This window comes from Rhizobium sp. Rhizsp82 (assembly GCF_047325115.1).
In the GTDB taxonomy this organism is placed as follows: domain Bacteria; phylum Pseudomonadota; class Alphaproteobacteria; order Rhizobiales; family Rhizobiaceae; genus Rhizobium.
On record NZ_CP168570.1, the window covers coordinates 446,108 to 471,500 of the forward strand.

25 protein-coding genes and 1 tRNA gene are annotated in these 25,393 nt (G+C 61.1%); 17 read left to right on the forward strand and 9 right to left on the reverse strand.

The features are described from left to right. The first annotated feature begins 121 nt into the window (after positions 1-121). The 3 genes from secA (at position 122) to ACEN84_RS06880 (ending at position 5,694) form a co-directional block, all read left to right on the forward strand. Positions 122-2,836, forward strand: a complete 2,715-nt coding sequence (gene secA / locus ACEN84_RS06870; protein ID WP_112720241.1) for a preprotein translocase subunit SecA — start codon at positions 122-124, stop codon at positions 2,834-2,836. Between the two features lie 165 nt (positions 2,837-3,001). Then, complete coding sequence (locus tag ACEN84_RS06875) at positions 3,002-4,417, forward strand: lipopolysaccharide biosynthesis protein (protein ID WP_413710381.1); 1,416 nt, start codon at positions 3,002-3,004, stop codon at positions 4,415-4,417. Beyond that, positions 4,417-5,694, forward strand: coding sequence for a GNAT family N-acetyltransferase (locus ACEN84_RS06880; RefSeq protein ID WP_413710382.1), 1,278 nt, complete (start codon positions 4,417-4,419; stop codon positions 5,692-5,694). Before ACEN84_RS06875 ends, ACEN84_RS06880 begins: the two co-directional genes overlap by 1 nt. Positions 5,695-5,704: 10 nt before the next feature. On the opposite strand, the gene ACEN84_RS06885 is transcribed toward ACEN84_RS06880, so the two are convergent. Then, entirely contained in the window at positions 5,705-7,333 is a 1,629-nt protein-coding gene (locus tag ACEN84_RS06885) for an AMP-binding protein (protein ID WP_413710383.1), read from the reverse strand. Positions 7,334-7,517: 184 nt separating this feature from the next. Between ACEN84_RS06885 and ACEN84_RS06890 the strand changes: the two genes are divergently transcribed. Further along, a complete protein-coding gene (locus tag ACEN84_RS06890) occupies positions 7,518-8,498 on the forward strand; it encodes an aldo/keto reductase (protein WP_199627810.1) in 981 nt (326 codons plus the stop codon). A gap of 17 nt (positions 8,499-8,515) precedes the next feature. Here the strand turns inward: ACEN84_RS06890 and ACEN84_RS06895 are convergent, their stop codons facing one another. Continuing rightward, positions 8,516-9,103 carry a TetR/AcrR family transcriptional regulator gene (locus tag ACEN84_RS06895; RefSeq protein ID WP_112720237.1) on the reverse strand — a complete coding sequence of 196 codons (588 nt, stop codon included), beginning with the start codon at positions 9,101-9,103 and terminating at the stop codon, positions 8,516-8,518. Positions 9,104-9,229: 126 nt separating this feature from the next. Between ACEN84_RS06895 and ACEN84_RS06900 the strand changes: the two genes are divergently transcribed. Both ACEN84_RS06900 and ACEN84_RS06905 read left to right on the forward strand, forming a co-directional pair. Continuing rightward, the gene (locus ACEN84_RS06900; protein ID WP_413710384.1) at positions 9,230-10,525 is read left to right on the forward strand and encodes an MFS transporter; all 1,296 of its coding nucleotides are present in this window, start codon (positions 9,230-9,232) and stop codon (positions 10,523-10,525) included. A 118-nt stretch (positions 10,526-10,643) separates the two neighbouring features. Further along, a tRNA-Leu gene (locus tag ACEN84_RS06905) sits at positions 10,644-10,728 on the forward strand. A 207-nt stretch (positions 10,729-10,935) separates the two neighbouring features. Here the strand turns inward: ACEN84_RS06905 and ACEN84_RS06910 are convergent. The 3 genes from ACEN84_RS06910 to ACEN84_RS06920 all read right to left on the reverse strand — a co-directional run bounded on the left by ACEN84_RS06910 (position 10,936) and on the right by ACEN84_RS06920 (position 12,903). Next, on the reverse strand, positions 10,936-11,802 hold the full coding sequence (locus ACEN84_RS06910; protein WP_413710385.1) for a DUF3800 domain-containing protein: 867 nt from the start codon (positions 11,800-11,802) through the stop codon (positions 10,936-10,938). A gap of 462 nt (positions 11,803-12,264) precedes the next feature. Then, entirely contained in the window at positions 12,265-12,552 is a 288-nt protein-coding gene (locus tag ACEN84_RS06915; protein WP_413710386.1) for a hypothetical protein, read from the reverse strand. A gap of 141 nt (positions 12,553-12,693) precedes the next feature. Beyond that, positions 12,694-12,903: a hypothetical protein gene (locus tag ACEN84_RS06920; RefSeq protein WP_112720226.1), complete on the reverse strand. Its 210-nt coding sequence runs from the start codon at positions 12,901-12,903 to the stop codon at positions 12,694-12,696. A 187-nt stretch (positions 12,904-13,090) separates the two neighbouring features. Here ACEN84_RS06920 and ACEN84_RS06925 point away from each other — a divergent pair, with 187 nt between their 5' ends. The 3 genes from ACEN84_RS06925 (at position 13,091) to ACEN84_RS06935 (ending at position 16,104) form a co-directional block, all read left to right on the forward strand. Further along, positions 13,091-14,854: a cation:proton antiporter gene (locus tag ACEN84_RS06925; protein ID WP_413710387.1), complete on the forward strand. Its 1,764-nt coding sequence runs from the start codon at positions 13,091-13,093 to the stop codon at positions 14,852-14,854. Between the two features lie 115 nt (positions 14,855-14,969). Continuing rightward, positions 14,970-15,566 (forward strand): YqaA family protein, encoded by a 597-nt coding sequence (locus tag ACEN84_RS06930; protein WP_112720224.1) that lies wholly within the window; start codon positions 14,970-14,972, stop codon positions 15,564-15,566. Between the two features lie 22 nt (positions 15,567-15,588). Next, positions 15,589-16,104 carry a disulfide bond formation protein B gene (locus ACEN84_RS06935; RefSeq protein ID WP_413710388.1) on the forward strand — a complete coding sequence of 172 codons (516 nt, stop codon included), beginning with the start codon at positions 15,589-15,591 and terminating at the stop codon, positions 16,102-16,104. A 15-nt stretch (positions 16,105-16,119) separates the two neighbouring features. Here the strand turns inward: ACEN84_RS06935 and ACEN84_RS06940 are convergent, their stop codons facing one another. Then, positions 16,120-16,677 carry an HNH endonuclease gene (locus ACEN84_RS06940; RefSeq protein ID WP_112720222.1) on the reverse strand — a complete coding sequence of 186 codons (558 nt, stop codon included), beginning with the start codon at positions 16,675-16,677 and terminating at the stop codon, positions 16,120-16,122. A 111-nt stretch (positions 16,678-16,788) separates the two neighbouring features. Then, complete coding sequence (locus ACEN84_RS06945; RefSeq protein WP_413710389.1) at positions 16,789-17,475, reverse strand: DNA-3-methyladenine glycosylase family protein; 687 nt, start codon at positions 17,473-17,475, stop codon at positions 16,789-16,791. Between ACEN84_RS06945 and gluQRS the strand changes: the two genes are divergently transcribed. Then, on the forward strand, positions 17,474-18,355 hold the full coding sequence (gene gluQRS, locus ACEN84_RS06950) for a tRNA glutamyl-Q(34) synthetase GluQRS (RefSeq protein ID WP_413710390.1): 882 nt from the start codon (positions 17,474-17,476) through the stop codon (positions 18,353-18,355). The genes ACEN84_RS06945 and gluQRS overlap by 2 nt on opposite strands. Here gluQRS and ACEN84_RS06955 read toward each other — a convergent pair. Next, positions 18,320-19,285: a YihY/virulence factor BrkB family protein gene (locus ACEN84_RS06955; protein ID WP_112720219.1), complete on the reverse strand. Its 966-nt coding sequence runs from the start codon at positions 19,283-19,285 to the stop codon at positions 18,320-18,322. The two genes, gluQRS and ACEN84_RS06955, sit on opposite strands and share 36 nt — an antisense overlap. Positions 19,286-19,361: 76 nt before the next feature. On the opposite strand from ACEN84_RS06955, the gene ACEN84_RS06960 reads away from it, so the two are divergent. The 7 genes from ACEN84_RS06960 to ACEN84_RS06990 all read left to right on the forward strand — a co-directional run bounded on the left by ACEN84_RS06960 (position 19,362) and on the right by ACEN84_RS06990 (position 24,724). Next, entirely contained in the window at positions 19,362-20,195 is an 834-nt protein-coding gene (locus tag ACEN84_RS06960) for an SDR family oxidoreductase (RefSeq protein ID WP_413710391.1), read from the forward strand. A gap of 18 nt (positions 20,196-20,213) precedes the next feature. Then, on the forward strand, positions 20,214-20,417 hold the full coding sequence (locus ACEN84_RS06965; RefSeq protein ID WP_112386119.1) for a twin transmembrane helix small protein: 204 nt from the start codon (positions 20,214-20,216) through the stop codon (positions 20,415-20,417). A gap of 23 nt (positions 20,418-20,440) precedes the next feature. Next, on the forward strand, positions 20,441-21,019 hold the full coding sequence (locus tag ACEN84_RS06970; RefSeq protein WP_413710392.1) for a cob(I)yrinic acid a,c-diamide adenosyltransferase: 579 nt from the start codon (positions 20,441-20,443) through the stop codon (positions 21,017-21,019). Positions 21,020-21,053: 34 nt separating this feature from the next. Then, entirely contained in the window at positions 21,054-21,809 is a 756-nt protein-coding gene (locus tag ACEN84_RS06975) for a rhomboid family intramembrane serine protease (RefSeq protein WP_413710393.1), read from the forward strand. A 180-nt stretch (positions 21,810-21,989) separates the two neighbouring features. Continuing rightward, positions 21,990-22,739: an electron transfer flavoprotein subunit beta/FixA family protein gene (locus tag ACEN84_RS06980; RefSeq protein WP_413710394.1), complete on the forward strand. Its 750-nt coding sequence runs from the start codon at positions 21,990-21,992 to the stop codon at positions 22,737-22,739. Positions 22,740-22,762: 23 nt separating this feature from the next. Beyond that, positions 22,763-23,692, forward strand: a complete 930-nt coding sequence (locus ACEN84_RS06985; protein WP_130284228.1) for an electron transfer flavoprotein subunit alpha/FixB family protein — start codon at positions 22,763-22,765, stop codon at positions 23,690-23,692. Positions 23,693-23,842: 150 nt separating this feature from the next. Beyond that, positions 23,843-24,724 carry a 3-hydroxybutyryl-CoA dehydrogenase gene (locus tag ACEN84_RS06990; RefSeq protein WP_413710395.1) on the forward strand — a complete coding sequence of 294 codons (882 nt, stop codon included), beginning with the start codon at positions 23,843-23,845 and terminating at the stop codon, positions 24,722-24,724. A 6-nt stretch (positions 24,725-24,730) separates the two neighbouring features. Here the strand turns inward: ACEN84_RS06990 and tlpA are convergent, their stop codons facing one another. Then, entirely contained in the window at positions 24,731-25,393 is a 663-nt protein-coding gene (tlpA, locus tag ACEN84_RS06995; protein WP_413710396.1) for a thiol:disulfide interchange protein TlpA, read from the reverse strand.

Here is a 25,393-nt window from a genome sequence, read left to right on the forward strand (position 1 = left end):
TTATCTGTCACGCAACCTCGCGTCCAGAACAGTTTCCTGGCGTTTCGAGGCGTGCGCCTGAATTTCGGCTGGGTGCGCGCATAAGAAAAGCCGGGGAAGAATATGAGAAAGGGCCAGTCATATGGTCAGCTTTGGCGGCATCGCCCGCAAGATATTTGGCTCTGCCAATGACCGCCGCGTGCGGTCTTTCCAGCCGAAAGTCGCAGCAATCAGCGCCATCGAAGAGAAGACGAAGGCCTTGAGCGACGAGCAGCTCGCCGCACAGACGGTCGAGTTCCGCAAGCAGCTGGCAGATGGCAAGACGCTCGACGACATCCTGATCCCGGCTTTTGCCGTGGTCCGCGAGGCCTCGCGCCGTGTTCTCGGCATGCGACCTTTTGACGTACAGCTCGTCGGCGGCATGATCCTTCACTCCGGCGACATCGCCGAGATGAAGACCGGTGAAGGTAAGACGCTGGTCGCAACCCTGCCGGTCTATCTGAACGCGCTTTCCGGCAAGGGCGTGCACGTCGTCACCGTCAACGACTACCTGGCGCAGCGCGACGCGGCGACCATGGGCAAGGTCTACGGCTTCCTCGGCCTCACCACGGGCGTCATCGTCCACGGTCTTTCCGACGAGGAGCGCGCAGCCGCCTATAACTGCGACATCACCTACGCCACCAACAACGAGCTCGGCTTCGATTATCTTCGCGATAACATGAAGTATGAGAAGGCGCAGATGGTCCAGCGTGGCCATAACTTCGCGATCGTCGACGAAGTGGACTCGATCCTGGTCGACGAAGCCCGCACGCCGCTGATCATCTCCGGCCCGCTCGATGACCGCTCCGATCTCTACAACACGATCGACGCCTTCATCCCGCTGCTCTCCGATGGCGATTACGAAATCGACGAAAAGCAGCGTTCCGCCAACTTCTCCGAAGAAGGCACGGAAAAGCTCGAAGGCCTCCTGAAGCAGGCCGGCCTGCTCAAGGGCGCTTCACTCTACGACATCGAAAACGTCGCGATCGTCCATCACGTCAACAACGCGCTGAAGGCCCACAAGCTGTTCCAGCGCGACAAGGACTACATTGTCCGCAACGACGAGATTGTCATCATCGACGAGTTCACCGGCCGCATGATGCCGGGCCGCCGTTATTCGGAAGGCCAGCACCAGGCGCTCGAAGCCAAGGAAAAGGTCAAGATCCAGCCGGAAAACCAGACGCTGGCGCAGATCACCTTCCAGAACTACTTCCGCATGTACGGCAAGCTCGCCGGCATGACCGGCACGGCGCAGACGGAAGCGGAAGAATTCGGCAACATCTACGGCCTCGAAGTCGTCGAAGTCCCGACCAACCTGCCGATCCAGCGTATCGACGAAGACGACGAGGTCTACCGGACCTTCGAAGAGAAGTACAAGGCGATCATCGCCGAGATCGCTGACGCGCAGAAGCGCGGCCAGCCGGTTCTCGTCGGCACCACCTCGATCGAAAAGTCCGAACTGCTCGCCGACCTGATGCGCAAGCAGGGCTTCAAGGACTTCCAGGTTCTGAACGCCCGCTACCACGAGCAGGAAGCCTATATCGTCGCCCAGGCCGGTGTTCCCGGCGCTGTGACAATTGCTACCAACATGGCCGGCCGCGGTACCGACATCCAGCTCGGCGGCAACCTCGAAATGCGTGTCGAGCGCGAGCTCGAAGGCGTCGAGCACGGTCCAGAATATGATGCCAAGGTCGAGGCGATCCGTGCCGAGATCAAGCAGCTGAAGGAAAAGGCGCTTGCCGCCGGCGGTCTCTACGTCATCGCGACGGAACGCCACGAAAGCCGCCGTATCGACAACCAGCTGCGCGGCCGTTCCGGCCGTCAGGGCGACCCGGGCCGCTCGAAGTTCTACCTGTCGCTCCAGGACGACCTGATGCGCATCTTCGGCTCCGACCGTATGGACGGCATGCTGACGAAGCTCGGTCTCAAGGAAGGCGAGGCAATCGTTCATCCCTGGATCAACAAGGCCCTTGAGCGCGCGCAGAAGAAGGTCGAAGCCCGTAACTTCGACATCCGCAAGAACCTGCTCAAGTATGACGACGTCCTCAACGACCAGCGCAAGGTCATCTTCGACCAGCGCCTGGAGCTGATGGAAGCCGCCAACATCGCCGAGACTGTTTCGGATATGCGCCGCGAAGTCATCGAAGACCTCGTCGACAAGCACATTCCGGAACGCGCCTACGCCGAACAGTGGGATGCTGCCGGTCTCAAGGAACAGGTCGCAAACCTTCTCAACCTCGACTTGCCGATCGAAGATTGGGCCAAGGAAGAAGGTATCGGCGAAGACGATATCCGCGAGCGCATCACCGAAGCTGCAAACGCCGCCTTCACCGAGAAGGCCGAGCGTTTCGGCGACGACATCATGCGCTATGTCGAGCGCTCGATCCTGATGCAGACGCTGGACCACCTGTGGCGCGAGCACATCGTCAACCTCGACCACCTGCGTTCGGTTATCGGCTTCCGCGGCTACGCGCAACGCGACCCGCTGCAGGAATACAAGTCCGAAGCCTTCGAGCTCTTCCAGTCGCTGCTGAACAACCTCCGCCAGGCGGTTACCGCGCAGCTGATGCGCGTCGAGCTGGTCCAGCAGGCACCGGCCGAGCCGGAGCTTCCGGTCATGCAGGCCCAGCACCTGGATCCCGACACCGGTGAGAACGATTTCGCGCCGATCTACCAGGCATCAGAAGTGATCGTCGCGCCCGAAAACCGCGATCCGAACGATCCCTCGACCTGGGGCAAGGTCGGCCGCAACGAGCCCTGCCCCTGCGGTTCCGGCAAGAAGTTCAAGCATTGCCACGGCGCTTTCGCCGAAGCGTGATTGACTGAAAAAGATGATGAAGATGCCGCCTCCGGGCGGCATTTTCTTTTGTGGATCAAGCAACTTCAATGTTGGGCACGCGCCGCCCGCACAACCGTTTCTTAACCCTGATCTGGCAAGACTGAGAACACGATTTGCCTGAGTTCTGAGTTGTGCGTGTTCATTATGGCAGTCATTGAAACAGCTGAAAGAATGCTGCCCGCCAGCTTGCGTCCGGCCGGCAGCCGTCTTCTACGCATGCTCGCTGCTGTCCTGACCGAACGTGACGGCAAGGCGGCCGCCCAGCGCATGGCGCTGACCGCTTTCGCAATCCGCATTATGAGCGCCGCCCTCGCCTTCGTTTCCCAGATCATCCTGGCGCGCCTGATGGGCGAGTGGGAATATGGCATCTTCGTCTTCATCTGGGTGCTGATCGTTCTCTTCGGCGATCTCTCCTGCCTCGGTTTCCATACCGCGATCGTCCGCTTCCTGCCGCAATACAAGGCATCCGGCGCCTTCGAAGAAATCCGCGGCCTGACGGGCACCGCCCGCATCTTCGCCATCCTTTCCGGCTCGCTGCTGATGGTCGCGGGCATGGTTGGCCTGCATTTCTTCGGCGACAAGATCGAGATCTATTATCTGATCCCCGGCTTCCTCGGCCTGCTCGCCCTGCCGATGATCGCGCTCGGCGATATCCTGGAAGGCACCTCGCGCGCCAACCATTGGCCGGTCATGGCGCTGAGCCCGGTCTACATCGTCCGGCCGATCCTGATCATCCTCTTCATGCTGATCGCCAATGCCATGGGCGCCGAGCATACGGCGGTCGTTGCGATGCAGTCCGCCCTGCTCGCCACCTATGTCACGGCGCTCGGCCAGTATGTGGCAACGCTGCTGCGCCTGCGCCGCCACTACGACACCGGCCAGCGCAAGGTGGATTTCATCGCCTGGCTGAGCGTCGCCTTCCCGATCTTCCTGATCGAGGGGGCGAGCTTCCTGCTCACCAATTCCGACGTCGTCATCGTCGGCATCTTTCTCGAGCCGCACGACGTCGCGATCTATTTCGCCGCCGCCAAGACCATGGCGCTGGTGCAGTTCATCATGTTCTCGGTGAAGGCAGCATCGGGCCCACGCTTCTCCAGCATCATCGCCGGCGGCAACCGGGCCGAGCTTGCCGTTGCTGCTGCCGATGCGGCCCGCTGGACCTTCTGGCCGGCGCTCGGCATCGGCCTCTGCGTTCTGGCCGCGGGCCATCTGCTGCTGTCGCTCTTCGGCGGTGCGTTCACTGCCGGTTATGTGCTGATGGCGATCCTGCTTGCCGGCATCCTCGCCAAGGCGCTGGTCGGCCCGGCCGAAACGCTGCTGATGATGGCGGGCAAGCAGAACCTCTGCGCCGCCCTCTATGCCGGCGCGCTGACGGCAAACATCACGCTCAACCTGACCCTCATCCCTCACCTCGGAACCGTCGGCACCGCGATCGCCACGGCATCGGCCATGGCTGTCGAGGCGACACTTCTCCACATCGCCGTGCGGCGCACGCTCGGCATCGTTCTCTTTGCATTCAGCCGCCCGGCAACGGCGCAGGCAGACAGGAAGGCCCATTGATGGTGCGCACTCCTCCGAATACCGAGTCCACGGACGCCACGACGAACCGCATGGTCCATGAGCTCGCCTCCTTGAATTTCGACGGACCGCAGGCGGAAGCCCGCGTCGAGGTCGGCCGCGCCGGCCGCGAGCTCTGCGTCTATCCCGGCAAGCTTGGCTATGAGCTGCAGGACGAGCTCGACTTCCTTTCGAACCGCGCGATCGAGCCGAACGTCTTCTTCACCGGCCGCTTCCTGGCGCCCGCCATGCCGCGCCTCGACGACAGGCAGGTGAGCTTCGCCCTGATGCGCGACACCGCCAGCAACCGCAGCCGCATGCGCTTCCTGATGCCCTTCTCCGTCGAGAAGCCGGGCTTTGCCGTCGGCCCCTCGATCATCCGCGGTTGGTCGAACAGCTTTGCGCCGCTCGGCACTCCGCTCGTCGATGCCGAGGATGCCGCCGAGACGCTCGATAACCTGTTCGAAGGCCTGACGGCCCGCGACCTGCGACTGCCGCAGATCCTCGTGCTGCCTGATCTCCGGCTGAACGGCATCTTCGCCCGGCTGGTGAAGGCCGTCGCTCTCGGCCGCAACCTGCCGCTGACGATCACCAATCCGTTCGAACGCCCGATGCTGGAGAGCGAGGAAGACGCCGTCGCCTATCTCGCAAGCTCCGTCTCCTCCTCGCACATGCGCGAAATGCGCCGCCAATGGCGCCTGCTCGAGGACAAGGGCACCGTGACCTACAGCGTCGCGCGCCAGCCGCGCGACGTGCATATGCGCTTCGAAGAATTCCTGGCGATGGAAGCCGGCGGCTGGAAGGGCAAGAAGCGTAGCGCGCTGGTCACGGACCGCTATCATACCGCCTTCGCCCGCGAAGCCGTCTCCAATCTCGCAGCCATCGACGCCGTGCGTATCCATACGATCGACTTCAACGGCAAGGCAATCGCCGCGATCGTCGTGCTGATGATGGGCGGCGAAGCCTATACCTGGAAGACGGCCTATGACGAGGAATTCGCCCGCTTCTCGCCAGGCAAGCTGCTGATGGGCGAGCTGACGGAATGGCATCTCGACGACGCCAACATCGTCCGCTCGGATTCCTGCGCCATCCCCGATCACCCGATCATGAGCCGCTTCTGGAAGGAGCGCGAGGATATGGGCACGCTGGTCATCGGCCTTAACCAGAACGGCGACCGTGATGTCCGTCAGGCGGCCACCCAGCTTCACATGTACCGCAACACCCGCAACATGGCGAAGATGCTACGCGCCAAGATCATGTCGCTGGCAGGCCGCGGCTAAACTGCGGAACCTACGCGGCTTCGGCCGCTGCCCGCTCGCGCAGCAGGCGGCGGATCACCTTGCCCGTCGTCGTCAGCGGCAGTGAATCGACGAACTCCACCTCGCGCGGATATTCATGCATCGAAAGCCGCATCTTCACCCAATCGCTGATTTCGGTGGCAAGCTCGGCACTGGCGCTAACGCCGGGTACCAGGACCACATAGGCCTTGACGATCTCGGTGCGAACCGGATCCGGCTTGCCGACGGCAGCCGCCAGCTGAACGGCCGGATGGCCGGACAGGCAGTCCTCGATCTCGGCAGGTCCGATCCGGTATCCCGAGGAAGTAATGACATCGTCATCCCGGCCCTCGAAGGTGATGAACCCTTCCGCATCCTGATGTGCGAGGTCGCCCGTCAGCAGCCAGCCATTGGCAAACTTGCGCTCCGTCGCCTCCGGATCGTTCCAGTATCCCAGAAACATCACCGGATCGGGCGCCTTGACACCGATCTGGCCTGTCTCGCCCACCGGCAATTCAATGCCGCAATCATCGACGACGGCAACCCGATGTCCCGGCGACGGACGGCCGATCGCCCCGGCCTTGGAAACACCTGCAGCCCGGCTTGAGGAGATGACGAAATTGCACTCCGTCTGGCCGTAGAATTCGTTGACCGTGATGCCGAGCGTATCGCGCGCCCAGACATAGGTTTCGCGCCCGAGGGATTCGCCGGCCGAACCGATCGTCCGCAGATTGAGCTTGTGCTTCAGATACGGATCACCGGCCGCCTTCAGCAGCCGCAGCGCCGTCGGCGGAATGAACGCATTGCGCACCTGCATCTCGGCCATGATGCGGTAGGCCGTATCGGCATCGAACTTCTGCGCCGGAGACGAGACGACGGGGACGCCCAGCAACAGGCTCGGCAGCAGCGCATTGAGCAAGCCGCCCGCCCAGGCCCAGTCCGACGGCGTCCAGACCTTGTCCCCCGCCTGCGGAAATCCTTCATGGGCAAACTGCATGCCGGGAATATGCCCTGCCAGCACACGATGCCCATGCAGCGCACCCTTCGGCGCTCCCGTCGTGCCCGAGGTAAAGATCATCAGCGCCGGATCGTCCGGCCCCGTATCGACCACCTCGAAGACCGGCGGATGCGAAGCGACGAGCTCGTCAAATGCCAGTGCCTCTCCGCCATCAATCGAAATCACCGTCTTCAGATCAGGCAGGCGATCGCGAATCTCTGATATCCGCGCCATGCCGAAAGCATTGGTGATGACGGCGGACGCACCCGCGGTTTTCAGCCTGTATTCCAGCGCCTCGACACCGAAGAGCAACGCCAGCGGCAGCGCAATCGCGCCCATCTTGTAGATCGCCACATGCGAGATGACAGTCTCGAAGGATTGCGGCAGCAGCAACGCCACGCGGTCCCCCCGCCGGATGCCGAGCGATACAAGCCCATTGGCAAGCGATGCCGACCGCGCCGACAGTTCGCCATAGGTCATCGAGGGGTGCTGGCCGCCGGGATCGAAATGCTCGAGACAGATCCGGTCGGGCTCGATCTTCGCCCAGTCGTCGCTGACGGCACGGCCCATATTGAAATCATCGGGGATGTCCCACGCAAAATCGCGGTAGAGATCGTCATAGCGATCGAAGCGGGGCAATTTCATAGGCTAGTTCCGGTCAATGCTGCACCAGCTAACACCCGCAGGCGCGCGAGTGCAAGCGCGAGCATTCAAGGCGCCCTCCGCCCTGTCATCGAAATTTATGCGCGATGCTTGCTGACTTTTGCCGCCGCTCCGCCCTAAATTGATCTTCAGGCGGCGGGCGGAATTCAATCACGGAGTCATTTCAATGGATTATGTAAAACTCGGCAAGACAGGCCTCGAAGTTTCAAAAATCTGCCTGGGCTGCATGACCTTCGGCGATCCCGGCCGCGGCAACCATGCCTGGACGCTCGGCGAGGAGGAAAGCCGCGCGATCCTCAAGCAGGCAATCGATCTTGGCATCAACTTCCTCGATACGGCCAATACCTATTCCGACGGTTCTTCCGAAGAAATCGTCGGCCGGGCCATCAAGAGCTTTTCCAAGCGCGAAGACATCGTGCTCGCCACCAAGGTCTTCAACCGCATGCGCCCGGGCCCGAACGGCGCTGGCCTGTCGCGCAAGGCGATCTTCGACGAGATCGACAACAGCCTGCGCCGCCTCGGCACCGATTATGTCGACCTCTACCAGATCCATCGCTTCGACTATTCGACACCGATCGAGGAAACGCTGGAGGCGCTGCATGACGTCGTGAAGGCAGGCAAGGCCCGCTATATCGGCGCCTCCTCGATGCATGCCTGGCAATTCGCCAAGATGATTTACACCGCGCGGCTCAATGGCTGGACGGAGTTCGTCAGCATGCAGGACCACGTCAACCTGCTCTACCGCGAGGAAGAGCGCGAGATGCTGCCCTTCTGCCAGGACCAGAAGATTGCCGTTATCCCCTGGAGCCCGCTCGCCCGCGGGCGCCTGACGCGGGACTGGGACGAGCAGACGGCCCGCACCGAAAGCGACGAATTCGGCAAGACGCTCTACCGGCAGGCCGAAGATTCCGACCGCAAGATCATCGATGCTGTCGGCCGTCTCGCCAAGGAGCACGGCGTTCCTCGCGCGCAGATCGCCACCGCCTGGATCCTGCAGAAGAGCGCCATCACCGCCCCGATCATCGGCGCCTCACGCCCCGGCCACCTCAGCGACGCCGTCGCCGCGCTTGCCGTCAAGCTGACGCCGGAGGAAGTGGCGATGCTGGAGGAACCCTACGTTCCGCACCGCGTCGAAGGTTTCAAGTAAGACGCTCGCGCGGCGCCTCAGATTTCGAGAGGCGCCGTCGCCGGCGACAGCTTCTGGCGCGTGGTCGAGAGAAACTGCGCGGCAAGCTCGCGGCTCTCGACAGCCCGCGCGAGGCTGACCGCCCCCATCATCGACGACAGGGTCGTAAAGCCGTTCTTGCGGCGTTCTTCCGGCGTATCGCCAGGCACGACTTCGGCAAGGATCGACACGAGCATCGAGAGCCCGTCATTGAAAATTTCCCGCACGGCACCCTTGCTGCGGGCAACCTCGTCCATCAGCGACACGAAAACGCAGCTGTTGCCGGGATCGTCGACTGCGCACCAGGAGACATAGTGCTCCAGCAGCGCTTCGAGCGGCCGGTGCGGCGAGCCTGCTATCAATTCCTTCCAGCGCACCTCGACGCGGGCCACCAACGCGCGGCTGACCTCGATCTGCAACTCGTCTTTCGACTGGAAGTGACCGTAGAACCCTCCATGCGTCAGCCCGCAGGACTTCATGATGTCGGCGACACCGACGCCATCGAAGCCGTTTTCGCGAAACATCACCCCGGCGGCCTCGATGATCTTCTGGCGGTTTTCGGCAAATTTTTCGCGGCTCACGCGCATTGCAGCAATTCCTGAAATTGGTCGCTTGACAATTTATATGATGCCAATCATCAATACGCAACAAATATGATGACCATCATCTAAATCGGTGATGTATTGATCAGCCCTCTGAATGGATGACGCCTCATGGTATCGACAGCGCTTGCCTCCACCCTCGCCCGGCGAAACATTCATTACGGATGGATCATCGTCGCCGCCACCTTCCTGACCATGCTGGTCACGGCCGGCGCGATGGGCGCGCCCGGCGTCCTCATCAAGCCGCTGCAGGATGAATTCGGCTGGGAAACCTCGCAGATCTCCTCGGCCTTGGCGATCCGCCTGATCCTCTTCGGTCTGATGGGTCCGTTCGCCGCCGCCTTCATGAATTATTTTGGCGTCCGCAAGGTCATCGTCTTCGCCCTCGGCCTGATCGGTGCCGGCTTCATCGGCTCGCTGTTCATGACCTCGCTCTGGCAGCTTCTGGTGCTCTGGGGCATCGTCGTCGGCTTCGGCACCGGACTGACGGCCATGGTGCTGGCGGCAACAGTCTCCGCCCGCTGGTTCACCAAGCATCGCGGCCTCGTCGTCGGCATGCTTTCGGCGAGCTCGGCAACCGGCCAGCTGGTCTTCCTGCCGCTGATGGCCGAGTTGACGGAGCGCTACGGCTGGCGCTCGACGGTGTTCTTCGTCTGCGCCATGATCATGGTCGCCGCCCTCGTCGTCCTGCTCTTCATGCGCGACCGCCCGTCGGACCTGAACCTGCCGTCCGTCGGCGAGGCGCATGTGACGGCCGCTCCGGCCCGCGGCACGCTGATCGACGCCTTGAAGATGCCCCTCGTCATTCTCCGGGAAGTCTCGACGACCTCGACCTTCTGGATCCTGTTTGCCACCTTCTTCATCTGCGGCCTCAGCACCAACGGCCTGATCCAGACGCATTTCGTCACCCTCTGCGGTGACTTCGGTATCCTGCCTGTGGCCGCCGCCAGCGTTCTCGCCGTCATGGGCATCTTCGATTTCTTCGGCACGATCGGCTCCGGCTGGCTTTCCGACCGCTTCGATAACCGCTGGCTGCTTTTCTGGTATTACGGCCTGCGCGGTCTCTCGCTGCTCTTCCTGCCCTTCAGCGATTTCACCTTCTACGGCCTGTCGATCTTCGCCGTCTTCTACGGCCTCGACTGGATCGCCACGGTGCCGCCGACCGTGAAGATCGCCGCCGATCGCTTCGGCAAGGAAAAGGTCGGCCTCGTCTTCGGCTGGGTCTTCGCCGGTCACCAGCTGGGTGCCGCGACCGCTGCCTACGGCGCCGGCCTGTCGCGCACCGAGCTGCAGAGCTATCTCCCCGCCTTCTTCATCGCCGGCGCCTTCTGCTTGCTCGCCTCGATCCTGGCGATCACCCTGAAGAAACCCGGCGTCGGCAGCGCCGGAGAGGCCGTCGCCCACTAACGAAAATGGCTTCCGGCGCGCCTGCGCCGGAAGCCATATCAAATCAGCCGGATAACACCGCCCACCGTCTTGCATGCGCAGGCGCCTGCATGTTAGACACCCGCCCGTTACTATCCGTGCCCCATTGGCGGAATTGGTAGACGCGCTCGACTCAAAATCGAGTTTCGAAAGAAGTGCTGGTTCGACCCCGGCATGGGGCACCACGTCTCTGTTTGGCTTTTCCGAATTTTTTTTGGCGCTTAAGGGCGATGGGTGGATTCGCCAAGTCATTGAAATGAATCACGCAACAAGATGATGCGCGGAATAGGTCGATAAATACGGCATGTCGGCCCACTTGTTGCCAGGATTCCACTGACATATATTGATTCTAGGCCCTGCCTTCGATGAAGCCTTTAGTGCCACTAAAGGTATCAGTAGTCGTTGGTGGGGCCGTTCTTTTTCTTGCCGATAGCCTCATTAACCGTATGGGCGCGAGGTTTGAATTTCCAATGTCGGTAGGGATGATCCCATCTGTCAATGGCGCCATTTGGAGTGCCTGTAGACTCGCCGATATTGAAATTCGGGTAGACGTTTCTTATCCGCTTGTTGATGTGTTTATAAAGCTTTTCCTTTGCGATCGTTCGCTTGCCGCGACGACGCTGGCCTTCCGGCTTTGCCAAATGAAGATCGTTGAGACGGAAATACATGCTGCCAAGCACGATATCGAGACCTTGCAGAATTGAATGCTCTTTAGAATCGACGTCTGCTATTTGATCGCGGACTACGGTAACGCGTGCCTCACGAAAAAGCTTGCGATCCGATAAGGAAGCGACCTCATCTCGGAACCTTGCGACCTTCTCCTTAGAATGTGGAATTTGATCAAGCAGCATGGACACGAAAACGCGATCGAGTTTGTAAGGGTTACAGTGCCCTAGACCAAAGGCGTGCTTGAGCATCTGGTAGTATAGCAAGAAATACTGATTCTCTTTCTGCTCGTCCGACAAAGTGCTCGCAACGAACCTGTTGTGAGTGAACATTATCCGGACCTTAACCAGACCAGCTTCGATAAGGTCAAAAAACGTATCTACAAATTCCTTGTATTTCTCAAGATAGTTTTCGGTTACCTTGGTCCATTTAAGCTCATCGAATAGATGGAGCTCTGCTTTTTTATCTTGCAGAATTTTTTCGATCGCTTCTCGATCCTCTGCTCTTACGATCGCTCCACCGTAGAAATTGGAGTAATACTTTCCCTTTTTCGCGGACTCATCACAGTATAAGATGTAATTTCGCTTTGCCATAAAGAGGCGCTCTCAAAGAATCACAGGCTGGATAGATAAACCCTGTTCAGTCCTGTGATCAAACGCGCGTCTTGCTAAATCCCCTTATTCACAACGCCTGATCCCAAAATTCAGGTCACAGCATCTCAGAAAAAGTCGTGGCGTTGAACCTGTCAGCGACCATGCGCCGGAATTCATCCGAGGTGAAATATGTTCCTAAAAACACTTCAGGCTCTTCCAATCTCCCGCGTCAATGGCCGTTTTGGCCTCCGGCAACCCGAAGGAGCGAATTCAAAGCCTTGGCCATAAGGAGGCGTTAAAATTTGCTACCCCCAAAAGGTGCGGCCGGTTGTGCAGATTCGTCACTGAATTCGAAGGCATACAAACGGGAGGCGGACGCGTAGGACGTTGAAAACATTGCGATGTTTTACAACGGCGTGGGGCATAGCTCCTCAGCAAAGCAGCTCTCAGCGCTCTCCTGACCTACTTGTTCTTCAGCAGCCACATCTTGCCGGCCATGGTGATGCCGTAGACGTCCTTGGCGGCGTCGGCGTCGAGGTTGCGGCGTTCGATGAGGCCGGAGTTGCTCAGTTCCTCGATGGACTTGGGCGTCACGGACTTGATCTTCTGCGGGCGCTCTTTCCACCGGTCGTTCTTCGCGTAGGTCACGGTGGCATTCTCATGCGTCCACTTGTTGGTGGGCTGAGGATGGAGGTCGCCGTCCTTTGCAAGCTTCAGCGCAGAGATGAGGGCGGGTGTAAGTTCGGTCATAATTGTAAAAGGCCTGTTCTAAGTTTCCGAGGGGCCCTTAGCACACATTTGCGGCAGCACCTCAAAAAAGCGGCCGGATTTGCATTTTCTGCGTGAATGCGCGGCAGATCCATCACAGCGGCGCCCGCTGGAGGCCGCCTGCTAGTGGATCAGCTGCAGCCTGATCTCTTCCTTCGCCGCAAACGACCGGCATTCCGCCAGGTCGTCGCCGACGAAGATCACGTCTCCGTCCTCGTCGAACACGCCCCAGCACGCCTCGTCTTCGAGCAGGACCTCGCGGACATAGCCGAACTCGACGGTATCCTCGGAATAGTAGGTGGCTGACGCAGCAACAGTTCCTAATTCTCGCATGGAAATCTCCAATGAGATGGCATCGACTGTTTTAGTGCGCACTCATATTGCGTCCCGAAACTGGCTTCAGGCTGTTGCAACTTTTGCGGATTATCTGCGGGAAGCGCTGCGGCGCCTCAAATCAAGTGTTTAATTCTGCTCATCCTTCGTTCTAAAGTGGCGCCGCATTCAACACCGAGGGAAAGACGTGCATCAGGAAGCAACCCTTATCGCGACGGTGGCCGTAAGCTTCGTCTTTGCAGCGGTGCTCGGCTATGTGGCGGACAGGCTGCGGCTGCCGCCGCTGGTCGGCTATCTGATGGCCGGCATCCTGATGGGTCCCTTCACGCCGGGTTTCATCGCCGATACCGGGCTTGCAAGCCAGCTCGCGGAAATGGGCGTCATCCTGCTGATGTTCGGCGTCGGCCTGCATTTCTCGGCCGGCGACCTCCTGGCCGTCAAGGGCATCGCCATTCCGGGCGCCGTACTGCAGATCGTCATCGCGACACTGCTTGGCGTCGCGCTCTGCTCCTTCTGGGGCTGGGGTCTCGGTGCCGGTATCGTCTTCGGGCTCAGCCTCTCGGTTGCCAGTACGGTGGTTCTCTTGAAGGCGCTGGAGGAGCGAAATCTCGTCAATTCCGCCAGCGGCCGCGTGGCGATCGGCTGGCTGATTGTCGAAGATCTGGCCATGGTTCTGGCGCTCGTGCTGCTGCCGGCCCTTGCCGAACTGCTCGGCGGCCACGCAAGCGATGCGCTCGCCCATGGCGGCGGCCTGCCGCTGCCCTTGACCATCGGCCTGACGCTGCTCAAGGTCGGCGCCTTCGCGGTCATGGCCGTCGTGCTCGGCCCCAAGGTGGTTCCCTGGCTTTTGACTCTGGTGGCGCGCACCGGTTCGCGCGAACTCTTCACGCTTGCGGTTCTGGCGATCGCCCTCGGCATCGCCTTCGGCTCGGCCGCCATCTTCGGCGTATCCTTCGCACTCGGCGCCTTCTTCGCCGGCGTCGTCATGAGTGAATCCAATCTCAGCCATCGCGCCGCCGCCGATTCCCTCCCGCTGCAGAACGCCTTCTCGGTGCTGTTCTTCGTCTCCGTCGGCATGCTCTTCAATCCAGCGGTTCTGGTGAAGGAACCGATGGCCGTATTCTGCGCGCTGATGCTGATCATCGTCGGCAAGGCGATCATCTCTTTCGGCGTCGTGCTTCTGCTGCGCTATCCCGTCGGCATGGGCCTGACGGTCGCTGGCGGTCTTGCGCAGATCGGCGAATTCTCCTTCATCCTCGCCGGTCTTGGCGTTTCACTCGGCCTGATGCCGCAGGAGGGCCAGGACCTGATCCTCGCCGCCGCCATCCTGTCGATCACCCTCAATCCGCTGGTCTGCTTCGCAGCCGAGGTCGCGCATAAGAAGGTGCACAAGAAATGGCCGCACCTTTACGACGGCTACGGCCGCAAGCGTCTCGACATCCTGGGCCGCGAACTCGAAAAGAACCGGCTTCTCAGCGAAGAGCGCGAGCGCGAGCATCAGCTGGAAATGCAGAAGCTGGTCGAAACCTTCCCGCTCTTTGCCGAGGTCGATGAGCATTCGCAGGAGGAACTGCTGCTGCTCTTCCGGCCGAAATCGGCTCTCCCCGGCGAACGTGTGGTGCGCAAGGGCGACCGCGGCGACGGTATGTATTTCATCTCGTCCGGCGCCGTCGAAGTCCGCGTCAATGGCGGGCCGGTGGCCCTGGAAGCAGGTGCATTCTTCGGCGAAATGGCCTTGCTCTCAGGCGGGCGCAGGACGGCCGATGTCATCGCCATCGACTTCTGCCAGTTCCTGGTTCTTGAACGGCGCGACTTCAACATGTTCTCGGCCCGCCACCCGGCACTCCGCGCTGCCGTCAGCGAAATGGCGCGTGAGCGCACGGAGATGAACGTGATGCGCGCCAAGCGCGCCAAACAGGCCGAACAACACGAGCCCTCGACGGAAAGCTGACGGCGCAAGATCACGAAAAATTTCCACGCCGGCGCCGCTATCATTGCCATAGTCGGCATTTACAGCGCCGGACCGGCCCCCTAATGCTTTTGCACCGCAGCACGAAAGGAATGGAATGCTCCGCAGACTTTACGACTGGACCATGTCTCTCGCCGCCCGCAAGTCGGCCGAAGTCTGGCTCGCCGTTATCGCCTTCGTCGAAAGCTCCGTCTTTCTCGTTCCGGCCGACGTGCTCTACCTGCCGATGGCCCTTGCCAAGCCCGAGCGCGCCTATCGCTACGCGCTGGTGGCGACGGTCGCCTCCGTTCTCGGTGGTATCGCCGGCTGGGCCCTCGGCTACTATGCCTATGATGCTATCGCCCGCCCCGTTCTGGAATTCTACGGCAAGCTCGACGCCTTCGAGCAGCTGAGGGTCTATATCCACGACGAGTGGGAAATCCTGCTGCTGCTTCTGGTAACGTCGGGTCTCGCGCATCTGCCGCCGATCAAGGTGGTCACCATTCTCGCCGGCGTCATCCACATGAACCTCGGCTTCTTCGTCATCTCGGCGATCATTGCCCGCGGCGCGCGCTTCTTCTTCCTCGCCTGGCTGCTGCGCCGCTATGGCGAGCCGATCCGCGATTTCATCGAGAAGCGCCTCGGCCAGCTGGCGGCGATTGCCGCAGTCGTGCTGATCGCGCTCGGCGTCGCCTACAAGTTAATTGCCCACTGAGACCAACTCGCGGAGTTCCGCCATGACTGCCATTGCCTCGCCCCTCACCCGTCCGGTCCTCGTCTATTCGCTGGTCCTGGCTGTAGCCATGGCTGCCGTCGTCGGCACCGCGCTCGGTTTTCAGTATATCGGCGGCTACATTCCCTGCGAGCTCTGCCTGATGCAGCGCCAGCCCTACTATTATGCCATTCCGATCGCCCTGCTCGGCGCTTTCGGTTCGCTTTTCCGCCTGCCCAACTGGATGTGCCGCGCGCTGCTTCTTGCCGCCGGCATGCTGATGGTCGTCGGCGCCGGCATGGGCGTCTATCACTCCGGCGTCGAATGGCACTTCTGGGCTGGCCCGACCGCCTGCTCGACCACGGCCGGCAGCATGACCGAGAATGCCGGCGATCTCCTGACTCAGCTCAACACCATCAAGGGTCCGTCCTGCACCGACGCAGCGCTGCGCGTGCTCGGCCTGTCCTTTGCGGGCTGGAACGTGATTGCAAGCCTCGTGCTCGCGGCCTTCGCCTTTATCGGCGTCCGCAAGTCGGCCTGAAGATGGCTGCAGCCGTCAGGGCTGCAGTTCGCTATCCCAGTAGAGATAGTCGAGCCAGCTGTCATGCAGATAGTTCGGCGGAAAGAGCCGGCCGTTATTGTGCAGGTCCTGCACTGTCGGCTGATACGGCTTTTGATGCGGGAACATGCCTGCCTGCTTCGGTAGCTTGCTGCCCTTCCTGAGATTGCAGGGGGAGCAGGCCGCCACGACATTCTCCCAGGTCGTCTCGCCGCCATGAGCGCGCGGGATGACGTGGTCGAAGGTCAGGTCGTTGTGATCGCCGCAATACTGGCACTCGAACTTGTCGCGAAGGAACACGTTGAAGCGCGTGAAGGCGGGATTACGGGACGGCTGAACGTAGGTCTTGAGGCAAACGACACTGGGAAGCCGCATCGAAAAGCTCGGAGAAGACACCGAGTGTTCGTACTCTGCGATGATATTCACACGGTCAAGGAAGACCGCCTTGATCGCGTCCTGCCAGGACCAGAGCGACAAGGGATAATAACTCAAAGGCCTGTAGTCAGCGTTCAGGACGAGCGCCGGCAGGGCCTGGGGGGAGACTGCAATCGTCAAGGGACTCTCCTGATCGATTCGGCATCTGCATCCTTATATTAGGCCGGTTGTGACAGCCTTGTGAAGTCCAATAAATTCAGTCAATAACGGCAATTCGATGAGTGTTGCAGATCAGGCGACCGGCACGAGCCCGCGACCGAGTTTCTTGGCATAGTAAGCCCAGAAAAGCCTTGCAGCGACGGACCTCCAGGGCGACCACGCTTCCGCCATCGCAGCCAGCGCTTTCGCCGGTGGCCGTTGAGCGAGACCGAATGCCGCGGCCACGGCATTCTGCAGCGCCACATCGCCGGACGGAAAAATATCCGCATGGCCGCAGCAGAACATCAGATAGACCTCCGCCGTCCAGGGGCCGACACCATTCAGCGCCGTCAAAGCTTGCAGCGCTTCGCTGGGCGGCAGCACCGAAAGCGCGGTAAGATCGAGATGACCGGCAGCGACGGCGTTGGCGATCCCCGAAAGGGTCGTGGCCTTGGCCCGGGAGAGCCCGAACTCCCGCCACGCCTCGTCATGCAGCATCACATAAGTCTCGGCGGTCAGCTCGCCATCGGCAGGCAGCATCCGCCGCCAGATCGCCTCGGCGCTCGCTCGCGACACCATCTGCGAGACGATGATATGCGCCAGTCCGGCAAATCCCGGCTCGCGCAGCCGCAGAGGCAGCGGTCCGGCATCGGCGGCGACGATGGAAAGGCGCGGGTCCAGGCGCAGCAGTTCCGATAGTCCCTGCTCGACATCGCCTTCGTTTCGAATGATCTGCACGTCGCCTCGCGGTGGTTTCGAATCCGTGGCAGAAGAAAGCATGACCACGACTCAGCGTCAAAAGCCCATCTTCCGTTTTGCCCCAAGCCCGAACGGGCCGCTGCATCTCGGCCACGCGCTGTCCGCCTTCATCAATCACGACATGGCAAAAGCTTCGGGCGGCCGTTTGCTGCTGCGCATAGAAGACATCGACCTGACGCGCTGCACACCCGATTTCGAGACCGGCATCTATCGGGATATGGACTGGCTTGAAATCGACTGGGAAAAACCGGCCCGCCGCCAGTCGGAACATTTCGGCGAGTACCAGGCAACCCTTCAGACATTGATCGAGCGCGGCCTCGTCTATCCGTCCTTCATGACCCGCGGCGAGGTGAAGGCCGAGGTTACGGCATTCGAGGCCAATGGCGGCAGCTGGCCACGCGATCCCGACGGCTCGCCGCATTATCCCCCACGTGACCGGGGGCTGACGCAGGACGAGCGCGAGGAACGGCTGAGATCAGGCGCCAAACATGCCTGGCGCCTCGATACAAGGCGTGCGCTCGATGAGGTTGGCGCCAAGCTCGATTGGACAGAAACCGGCGATGGCGAGACCGGCACGATCAAGGCAGATCCGGCAGCATGGGGAGACGTGATCCTGTCGCGCTCAGATGCGCCTTCGAGCTATCACCTGTCGGTCGTCCTCGACGACTCCCTGCAGGGCATCACGCATGTCGTGCGCGGCATGGACCTTTTCCACGCGACCTCGGTCCACCGACTATTGCAGTCCCTGCTCGGGCTTCCCGCACCGATCTATCATCACCACCGGCTGATCACCGATGCTTCAGGCCGCAAGCTGTCCAAGAGCGAGGGCGATACAGGGCTGGCGGAACTGCGGGCCAAAGGCCTCTCAGTGGCCGGCGTCAGGCAGCTTGTCGGTCTCTGAGCGCTTGTGACCGTTGCCGCTCAGGAAATTGCGCTTGAAGATCGCTCGCACGCGGAATTTCAACAGCGCCGCATTGAGTTCCGCACCGATGATGAAGATCACGCCCACCATATAGAGGAAGATCAGCACCACCATGACCGAGGCCAGACCCGCATAGGTCGCGGTGTAGTTGGCGAATGTGGCGAGGTAATAGGCAAAGATCAGCGCTCCCGCCAACCAGAGCAAGAGCGTCAGCAGCACCCCGGGGATGACGTCGAAGACCTTCCGGCGCCCTGCCGGCAGCCAGAGATGGACCACAAGCAGCCCGAGCGTCAGCATCACCAGCGTTCCGTAGATACGCCAGCTGAAGACGATCTCCAGCGTATCGACGATGACAGGCAGCCACTGGCGGATCGTATCCGGCACCCACTCGAACGTATCGTTGTGCAGCAGCCATTCGCGGGCATAGTTCAGCCCGACCGGAACGGCGACCAGCAGAATGCTGATCGCGGCGAAGATGATCACGGCGACCAACACATATCCAAGACTGGCGAGGCGGGTGAAATACCAGGGCCGCGTCTCCTGAACCCGGTAGGCGCGGTTGAGCGAAATGCGCAAAGCCTCGACGCCGTTGGAGGCGAAATAGGCCGCTGCCAGCACCGAGATCGTCAGCAGTCCACCGCGCGGGATGGTCAGAACCTGCACGACCTGATCAGCCAGCGGTTTGGCGATCGCTTCCGGCCAGGTATCGAAGATGATGTGGATCGCCGTCATCGAAAACTGATCGGCGCCGAGGAAGTTCGCGAGCGCCGTTCCGAAGATCAGGAAGGGGAAGACGGCAAGCAGCGTCGACAGCGCCACGTGGCTCGCCATGGCGAAGCCGTCGTCCTCGATGAGATGGCAGATCGCATCATAGACCACCTCATAGAGCGTGCGCAGTATCTTCGGCATTCCATCTCCGGCTCTGACGATTGTAACCTCGGTGCGAATATGGGAAACGAGTCCCAGTTTGTACAGGAATCATTGAATGGCTGAACCGCGCACAATCATCGTTACCGGATGCTCGTCCGGTATCGGTGCCTATTGCGCACGCGCCCTCAAGGCCGATGGCTGGAGGGTCTTCGCCACTGTACGGAAACAGGAAGATCTCGGATCGCTTGAGGCCGATGGCATCGAAGCCTTCCGCATGGATTATGCCAATAGCGATTCCATCGCCGATTTCATGCGCGAGGTGGAAGCTCTGTCCGGCGGGCGGATCGATGCGCTCTTCAACAACGGCGCCTACGGCCAGCCCGGCGCCGTCGAAGACCTGACGACCGACGTGCTGCGCGAGCAGTTCGAGACAAATTTCTTCGGCTGGCACGACCTGACGCGCCGCGTGCTGCCGCTGATGCGCAGGCACGGAAGCGGCCGGATCGTCCAGTGCTCTTCCATCCTCGGCGTCGTGCCCTATCGTTACCGGGGAGCCTATACCGCGTCGAAGTTCGCGCTCGAAGGCCTGAGCGTCACCCTCAGGATGGAGCTGCAGGGCAGCGGCATCCATGTGAGCCTCATCGAACCGGGGCCGATCGCCTCCCGCTTCACGGCCAACGCGCTCGCCAAGATCAACGAACACATCGATGTGCGCGGCTCCGTGCATGCGGCAGATTATCGCCGCCAGCTCGCCCGGCTTGACGGCAGCGGTCCGGTCAGCCGACATAAACTACAACCGGATGCGGTCTATGCGGTGCTGAAACACGCATTGAACTCGAAAAATCCGAAGCCACATTATCCTGTAACGGTTCCGGCAAAGCAGGGCATGATGCTGAAGAGGCTGCTGCCTGCAGATCTCTTCTATCGCCTGATGCGCTGGACCGACTGACCAAGAAAGCCGAATGCCATGTCCACGGCCACTTACATTCTCGCCATCATCGTCATGGGCCTCGTCGCCCTGGTGCTGATCCGCGGCCTCTTCAACATGATGAAGGGTGGCGATTCCAACCTGTCGAACAAGCTGATGCAGCTGCGCGTGCTCTTGCAGGCGATCGCCGTCATCCTGATCATGCTGACGCTGTGGCTGACCGGCGGCGGCCGCCCGACCTGACGCATTGATAACCGGGGGATCGATTGGTCAAGCTCAACAAGATCTACACCAAGACAGGCGACGACGGCACGACCGCGCTCGTTTCCGGTCCCCGGCGGCAGAAGCATGATCTGCGTGTCGAGGCCTACGGCACGATCGACGAGACCAATTCGGCGATCGGCATTGTGAGGCTGCACACTGCCGACCTGGCCGAGCTCGACCGGATGCTGATGCTGATCCAGAACGACCTCTTCGATCTCGGCGCCGATCTTGCAACGCCCGATACCGGCAAGCCGCTCGACTACGAGCCACTGCGCATCGTCGCCGCACAGGTGACGCGCCTGGAAGGCGATATCGACACGCTGAATGCCGATCTCGAGCCGCTGAAATCCTTCGTCCTCCCGGCCGGCTCCCCGGCATCCGCGCATCTCCACCTCGCACGCACTATCTCCCGGCGGGCAGAGCGTCTGATGGTGGCGCTGTCGCGCACCGAAGGCGAGATCGTCGGCGCCGAGGCGCTGAAATACGTGAACCGCCTTTCGGATTTCCTCTTCGTCGCCGCCCGTCATGCCAATGACCGGGGCCGCGCGGATGTGCTTTGGGTTCCCGGAAAAAACAGATAGGGTCCGGCATCGACATAGCCGGGGGCGGCCTTCCATGTTCATTCCGCTGCATGATGCCAACACGCTGAAGCACATCAAGGTTCAGTGGGTTACCCTTGGGCTAATTGCCGCCAATGTCGCGATCTGGTTGTTCACCGGCTTTGCCGCACCCGATCTGGCCAAGGCGGCGACCGTCGGCCTCGGCTATATCCCCGCCGTCGCCTTCGACCATGCGATCCTGCCGCCGGAACTGGAACTCGTTCCGGAGCCGCTGACCTATATCAGCTACGCATTCCTGCATGGCAGCTTCTGGCATCTGGCAGGCAACATGATCTTCCTCTGGGTCTTCGGCGATAATGTCGAGGATGCGATGGGGCACATCCGCTTCATGATCTTCTATCTTGCCTGCGCCGCATTCGGCGCGCTTTGCCACGGCCTGCTGGCAACGGAGTCCCAGGCTCCGCTGATCGGCGCGTCCGGTGCCATATCCGGCGTTGTCGCAGCCTATCTTGTGCTGCACCCGCGGGTAAAAGTCTGGGTTCTCGTCTTCTTCCGCGTGCCCCTGCCTCTCCCGGCCTTCATTCCGCTGCTATTGTGGATCGGCCAACAATTTTTCATGCTCGTCATAAACCGCGATGGCGATGTCTCCTGGGGTGCCCATGTCGGCGGCATCATCGCCGGCGCCGTCCTCATCGTCTTCTTCCGCCAGCGCGGTGTTCCGCTTTTCGACCGGGAGATCGTCACGCCCCGCGCCGTTCGCAGCACGCCCGCAATCCGGCGCACGGTGGCGACCGAAGACGGTACCTCCTGAGCCCACAGCCACAATATTGACGTTCACGTAAACGTAATATATTTCCCTTCTCCAATTTGTCTGTCTGCGACTGGCAAGCGTTGTGTTTGGAGGAAAAACGCGTATCCATGTCGCCATTCGACAATCGGAGCAGCGCCGAAGCGCGCATTTTCTTGGCGAAAGAGTTGAAGGAAGGACCCCATGAAAATTCTCGTCCCAGTGAAGCGGGTGGTTGATTACAACGTGAAGATCCGCGTCAAGCCTGACGGTACGGGTGTTGAGCTCGCCAACGTCAAGATGTCGATGAACCCGTTCGATGAGATCTCGGTCGAAGAGGCTCTGCGCCTGAAGGAAGCCGGCAAGGCTGAAGAAGTGGTGGTCGCCTCGATCGGTCCGGCCAAGGCCGAGGAAACGCTACGCACCGCGCTCGCCATGGGCGCCGATCGCGCCGTCCTCGTCGAAACCGACGATGCCGTCGAGCCGCTCGCCGTCGCCAAGATCCTGAAGGGCGTTGCCGATGCTGAAAAGCCCGGCCTGATCATCGTCGGCAAGCAGGCAATCGATGACGACTCGAACCAGACCGGCCAGATGCTCGCCGCCCTCCTCGGCACCGCCCAGGCAACCTTCGCCTCGAAGATCGAGATCGGCGACGGCAAGGCAACCGTGACCCGCGAAGTCGACGGCGGCCTGCAGACGATCGACGTCAAGCTCCCGGCTGTCGTCACCACCGACCTTCGCCTCAACGAGCCGCGCTATGCCTCGCTGCCGAACATCATGAAGGCGAAGAAGAAGCCGCTCGACAAGAAGAGCCCGGCTGACTTCGGCGTCTCCACCGAGCCGCGCCTCAAGGTGCTGAAGACTGAAGAGCCGTCCGGCCGCAAGGCAGGCGTCAAGGTCAAGTCGGTTGCCGAGCTCGTCGAAAAGCTCAAGACCGAAGCCGGCGTCCTCTAAGGTTCGAGAAAGGATTTACGACCATGGCCATTCTTCTTCTGGCTGACCACGACAACGCAACCCTTTCCGACCAGACCGGCAAGGCACTGACGGCCGCCTCCAAGATCGGTGGCGACGTCCATGTGCTGGTCGCCGGCAAGGGCGCCAAGGCTGCTGCCGATGCGGCTGCCAAGCTCGCAGGCGTCTCCAAGGTTCTGCTCGCCGAAAGCGACGAACTCGCCAACAATCTGGCAGAGCCGCTCTCCGACCTGATCGTTTCGCTCGCAGGCAGCTACGACACGATCATCGCGGCTGCGACCTCGACCGGCAAGAACGTGCTGCCGCGCGTCGCCGCTCTGCTCGATGTCGCACAGATCTCCGAGATCATCGAAGTCGTCTCCGCCGACACCTTCAAGCGCCCGATCTATGCTGGTAACGCCATCCAAACCGTACAGGCGACCGACGCCAAGAAGGTCATCACGGTGCGCACCGCTTCCTTCGCTGCCGCAGCAGAAGGCGGCTCGGCTTCGGTCGATGCCATCCCGGCCGTTTCCGATCCGGGTCTCTCGACCTTCGTCAAGGACGCGCTCTCGGCCTCCGACCGTCCGGAACTCACATCCGCCAAGATCATCATCTCCGGCGGCCGTGCGCTCGGTTCTGCCGAGAAGTTCCAGGAAGTCATCCTGCCCGTCGCCGACAAGCTCGGTGCTGCCGTCGGCGCCTCGCGCGCTGCCGTCGATGCAGGCTACGCGCCGAACGACTGGCAGGTCGGACAGACCGGCAAGGTCGTCGCTCCGCAGCTCTACATCGCCTGCGGCATCTCGGGTGCGATCCAGCATCTCGCCGGCATGAAGGATTCGAAGGTCATCGTCGCCATCAACAAGGACGAGGAAGCGCCGATCTTCCAGGTCGCCGACTACGGCCTCGTCGGCGATCTCTTCGAGATACTGCCCGAGCTGCAGAAAGCTCTCTGAGCGGGCAGATTGCCGGTTTTTCGCACTTGCGAATGACTGGAAAATTATCTTTTATGGCGCTACTACTGCTGCCGGGCGATCACTTTGCCCGGCAATTTCATTAGAAAATACGGCAGCGCTTTCGGGGGTGACTGCTGCGGGGGTTTGGAGATGAACGCGGTGTTGAAGACGATCGGTATTGTCGGTGCGGGCCAGATGGGTTGCGGCATCGCGCATGTTTCGGCTGCCGCAGGCTACAAGGTCCATATCTACGACCTCAGCCAGGAGCGGATCGAATCGGGCCTGGCAACCATCAACGGCAATCTGGCCCGTCAGGTGACGAGCGGCAAGATGACCGAGGAGGAGCGCAAGTCGATCCTCGCGCTGATCTCCGGCTCCGCCAATCTCAACGATCTCGCGCCCTCCGACCTCGTGATCGAGGCCGCGACCGAGGAAGAGGCCGTCAAGCGCAAGATCTACGCGCAGGTCTGTCCGGTCCTGAAGCCGGAAGCGCTTCTTGCCACCAACACCTCGTCGCTGTCGATCACCCGCCTTGCATCGGCAACCGACCGCCCCGAGCATTTCATGGGCATCCATTTCATGAATCCGGTCCCGGTCATGAAGCTGGTCGAACTGGTGCGCGGCATCGCCACAGACGAGACCACTTTTGCGACCGCCAAGGCCTTCGTGGCCTCGCTCGAAAAGACAGTCACGGTCGCCGAAGACTTCCCGGCCTTCATCGTCAACCGCATCCTGCTGCCGATGATCAACGAAGCGATCTATACGCTTTACGAAGGCGTCGGCACCGTCGACGCGATCGATACCGCCATGAAGCTCGGCGCCAATCATCCGATGGGCCCGCTGCAGCTTGCCGATTTCATCGGCCTCGACACCTGCCTGTCGATCATGCAGGTCCTGCATGACGGCCTGGCGGATTCGAAATACCGCCCCTGCCCGCTGCTGGTGAAATATGTCGAAGCCGGCTGGCTCGGCCGCAAGTCCGGCCGCGGCTTCTACGATTACCGCGGCGAGGTTCCGGTTCCGACCCGCTGACCGGCCTTACAGGCCGATCGCACCCCTGATCAGCGCCTTGGCGTCTTCGCTGTCCCAGGCAGCCGGACCGTTCATCGCCGAGATCAGGCATCCCTTGTCGTCGAGCAAGAGCGTGACCGGCAGACCGAAGGCCAGGCCTTCCTTCTTCAGATTGTTGAACACGCCGATCGTGTTGTCGCGATAGAGCTTCAGGGAATCGACGCCGGTTTCGCTGAGAAACGCCTTCGGCTTCTCGTCGTCGCCCGTATCGATATTGACGGCGACGACCTGGAACTTGTCGCTACCCATATCCTTCTCCAGCGCATTCAGCGCCGGCATCTCTTCGCGGCAGGGCACGCACCATGTGGCCCAGAGATTGAGAAGCACGGTCTTGCCGGCAAAACTGTCGAGCGTCACCGGCTTGTTGTCGGCATCGTTGAAGGCAACCGTAGTCAGCTTGCGCGGCTCGTTGGCGGCAACCATGGCGGCAACTTGCCCCTTGGCGAGGGGGGTGATCTTCTGCGCCAGATCCTTCGCAGCAGCGCATTGGCCGGACGCCGTTTCGCCGCCGCCATTGCCAGACCCCGTCTCCTTAATGTAAACCGCTGCCGCACCGGCAATTATGCCTGCAACGGCGGCTATCGAGATCAATTTCAGGGATGGCAGCCCAAGCGGCTTTCTTGTCGTCAT

Coding starts and splice junctions, on each gene's coding strand:
- secA (WP_112720241.1), top strand. CDS start 122: ATGGTCAGCTTTGGCGGCATCGCCCGCAAGATATTTGGCTCTGCCAAT.
- ACEN84_RS06875 (WP_413710381.1), top strand. CDS start 3,002: ATGGCAGTCATTGAAACAGCTGAAAGAATGCTGCCCGCCAGCTTGCGT.
- ACEN84_RS06880 (WP_413710382.1), top strand. CDS start 4,417: ATGGTGCGCACTCCTCCGAATACCGAGTCCACGGACGCCACGACGAAC.
- ACEN84_RS06885 (WP_413710383.1), bottom strand. CDS start 7,333: ATGAAATTGCCCCGCTTCGATCGCTATGACGATCTCTACCGCGATTTT.
- ACEN84_RS06890 (WP_199627810.1), top strand. CDS start 7,518: ATGGATTATGTAAAACTCGGCAAGACAGGCCTCGAAGTTTCAAAAATC.
- ACEN84_RS06895 (WP_112720237.1), bottom strand. CDS start 9,103: ATGCGCGTGAGCCGCGAAAAATTTGCCGAAAACCGCCAGAAGATCATC.
- ACEN84_RS06900 (WP_413710384.1), top strand. CDS start 9,230: ATGGTATCGACAGCGCTTGCCTCCACCCTCGCCCGGCGAAACATTCAT.
- ACEN84_RS06910 (WP_413710385.1), bottom strand. CDS start 11,802: ATGGCAAAGCGAAATTACATCTTATACTGTGATGAGTCCGCGAAAAAG.
- ACEN84_RS06915 (WP_413710386.1), bottom strand. CDS start 12,552: ATGACCGAACTTACACCCGCCCTCATCTCTGCGCTGAAGCTTGCAAAG.
- ACEN84_RS06920 (WP_112720226.1), bottom strand. CDS start 12,903: ATGCGAGAATTAGGAACTGTTGCTGCGTCAGCCACCTACTATTCCGAG.
- ACEN84_RS06930 (WP_112720224.1), top strand. CDS start 14,970: ATGCTCCGCAGACTTTACGACTGGACCATGTCTCTCGCCGCCCGCAAG.
- ACEN84_RS06935 (WP_413710388.1), top strand. CDS start 15,589: ATGACTGCCATTGCCTCGCCCCTCACCCGTCCGGTCCTCGTCTATTCG.
- gluQRS (WP_413710390.1), top strand. CDS start 17,474: ATGACCACGACTCAGCGTCAAAAGCCCATCTTCCGTTTTGCCCCAAGC.
- ACEN84_RS06945 (WP_413710389.1), bottom strand. CDS start 17,475: ATGCTTTCTTCTGCCACGGATTCGAAACCACCGCGAGGCGACGTGCAG.
- ACEN84_RS06955 (WP_112720219.1), bottom strand. CDS start 19,285: ATGCCGAAGATACTGCGCACGCTCTATGAGGTGGTCTATGATGCGATC.
- ACEN84_RS06960 (WP_413710391.1), top strand. CDS start 19,362: ATGGCTGAACCGCGCACAATCATCGTTACCGGATGCTCGTCCGGTATC.
- ACEN84_RS06965 (WP_112386119.1), top strand. CDS start 20,214: ATGTCCACGGCCACTTACATTCTCGCCATCATCGTCATGGGCCTCGTC.
- ACEN84_RS06975 (WP_413710393.1), top strand. CDS start 21,054: ATGTTCATTCCGCTGCATGATGCCAACACGCTGAAGCACATCAAGGTT.
- ACEN84_RS06980 (WP_413710394.1), top strand. CDS start 21,990: ATGAAAATTCTCGTCCCAGTGAAGCGGGTGGTTGATTACAACGTGAAG.
- ACEN84_RS06985 (WP_130284228.1), top strand. CDS start 22,763: ATGGCCATTCTTCTTCTGGCTGACCACGACAACGCAACCCTTTCCGAC.
- ACEN84_RS06990 (WP_413710395.1), top strand. CDS start 23,843: ATGAACGCGGTGTTGAAGACGATCGGTATTGTCGGTGCGGGCCAGATG.
- tlpA (WP_413710396.1), bottom strand. CDS start 25,393: ATGACGACAAGAAAGCCGCTTGGGCTGCCATCCCTGAAATTGATCTCG.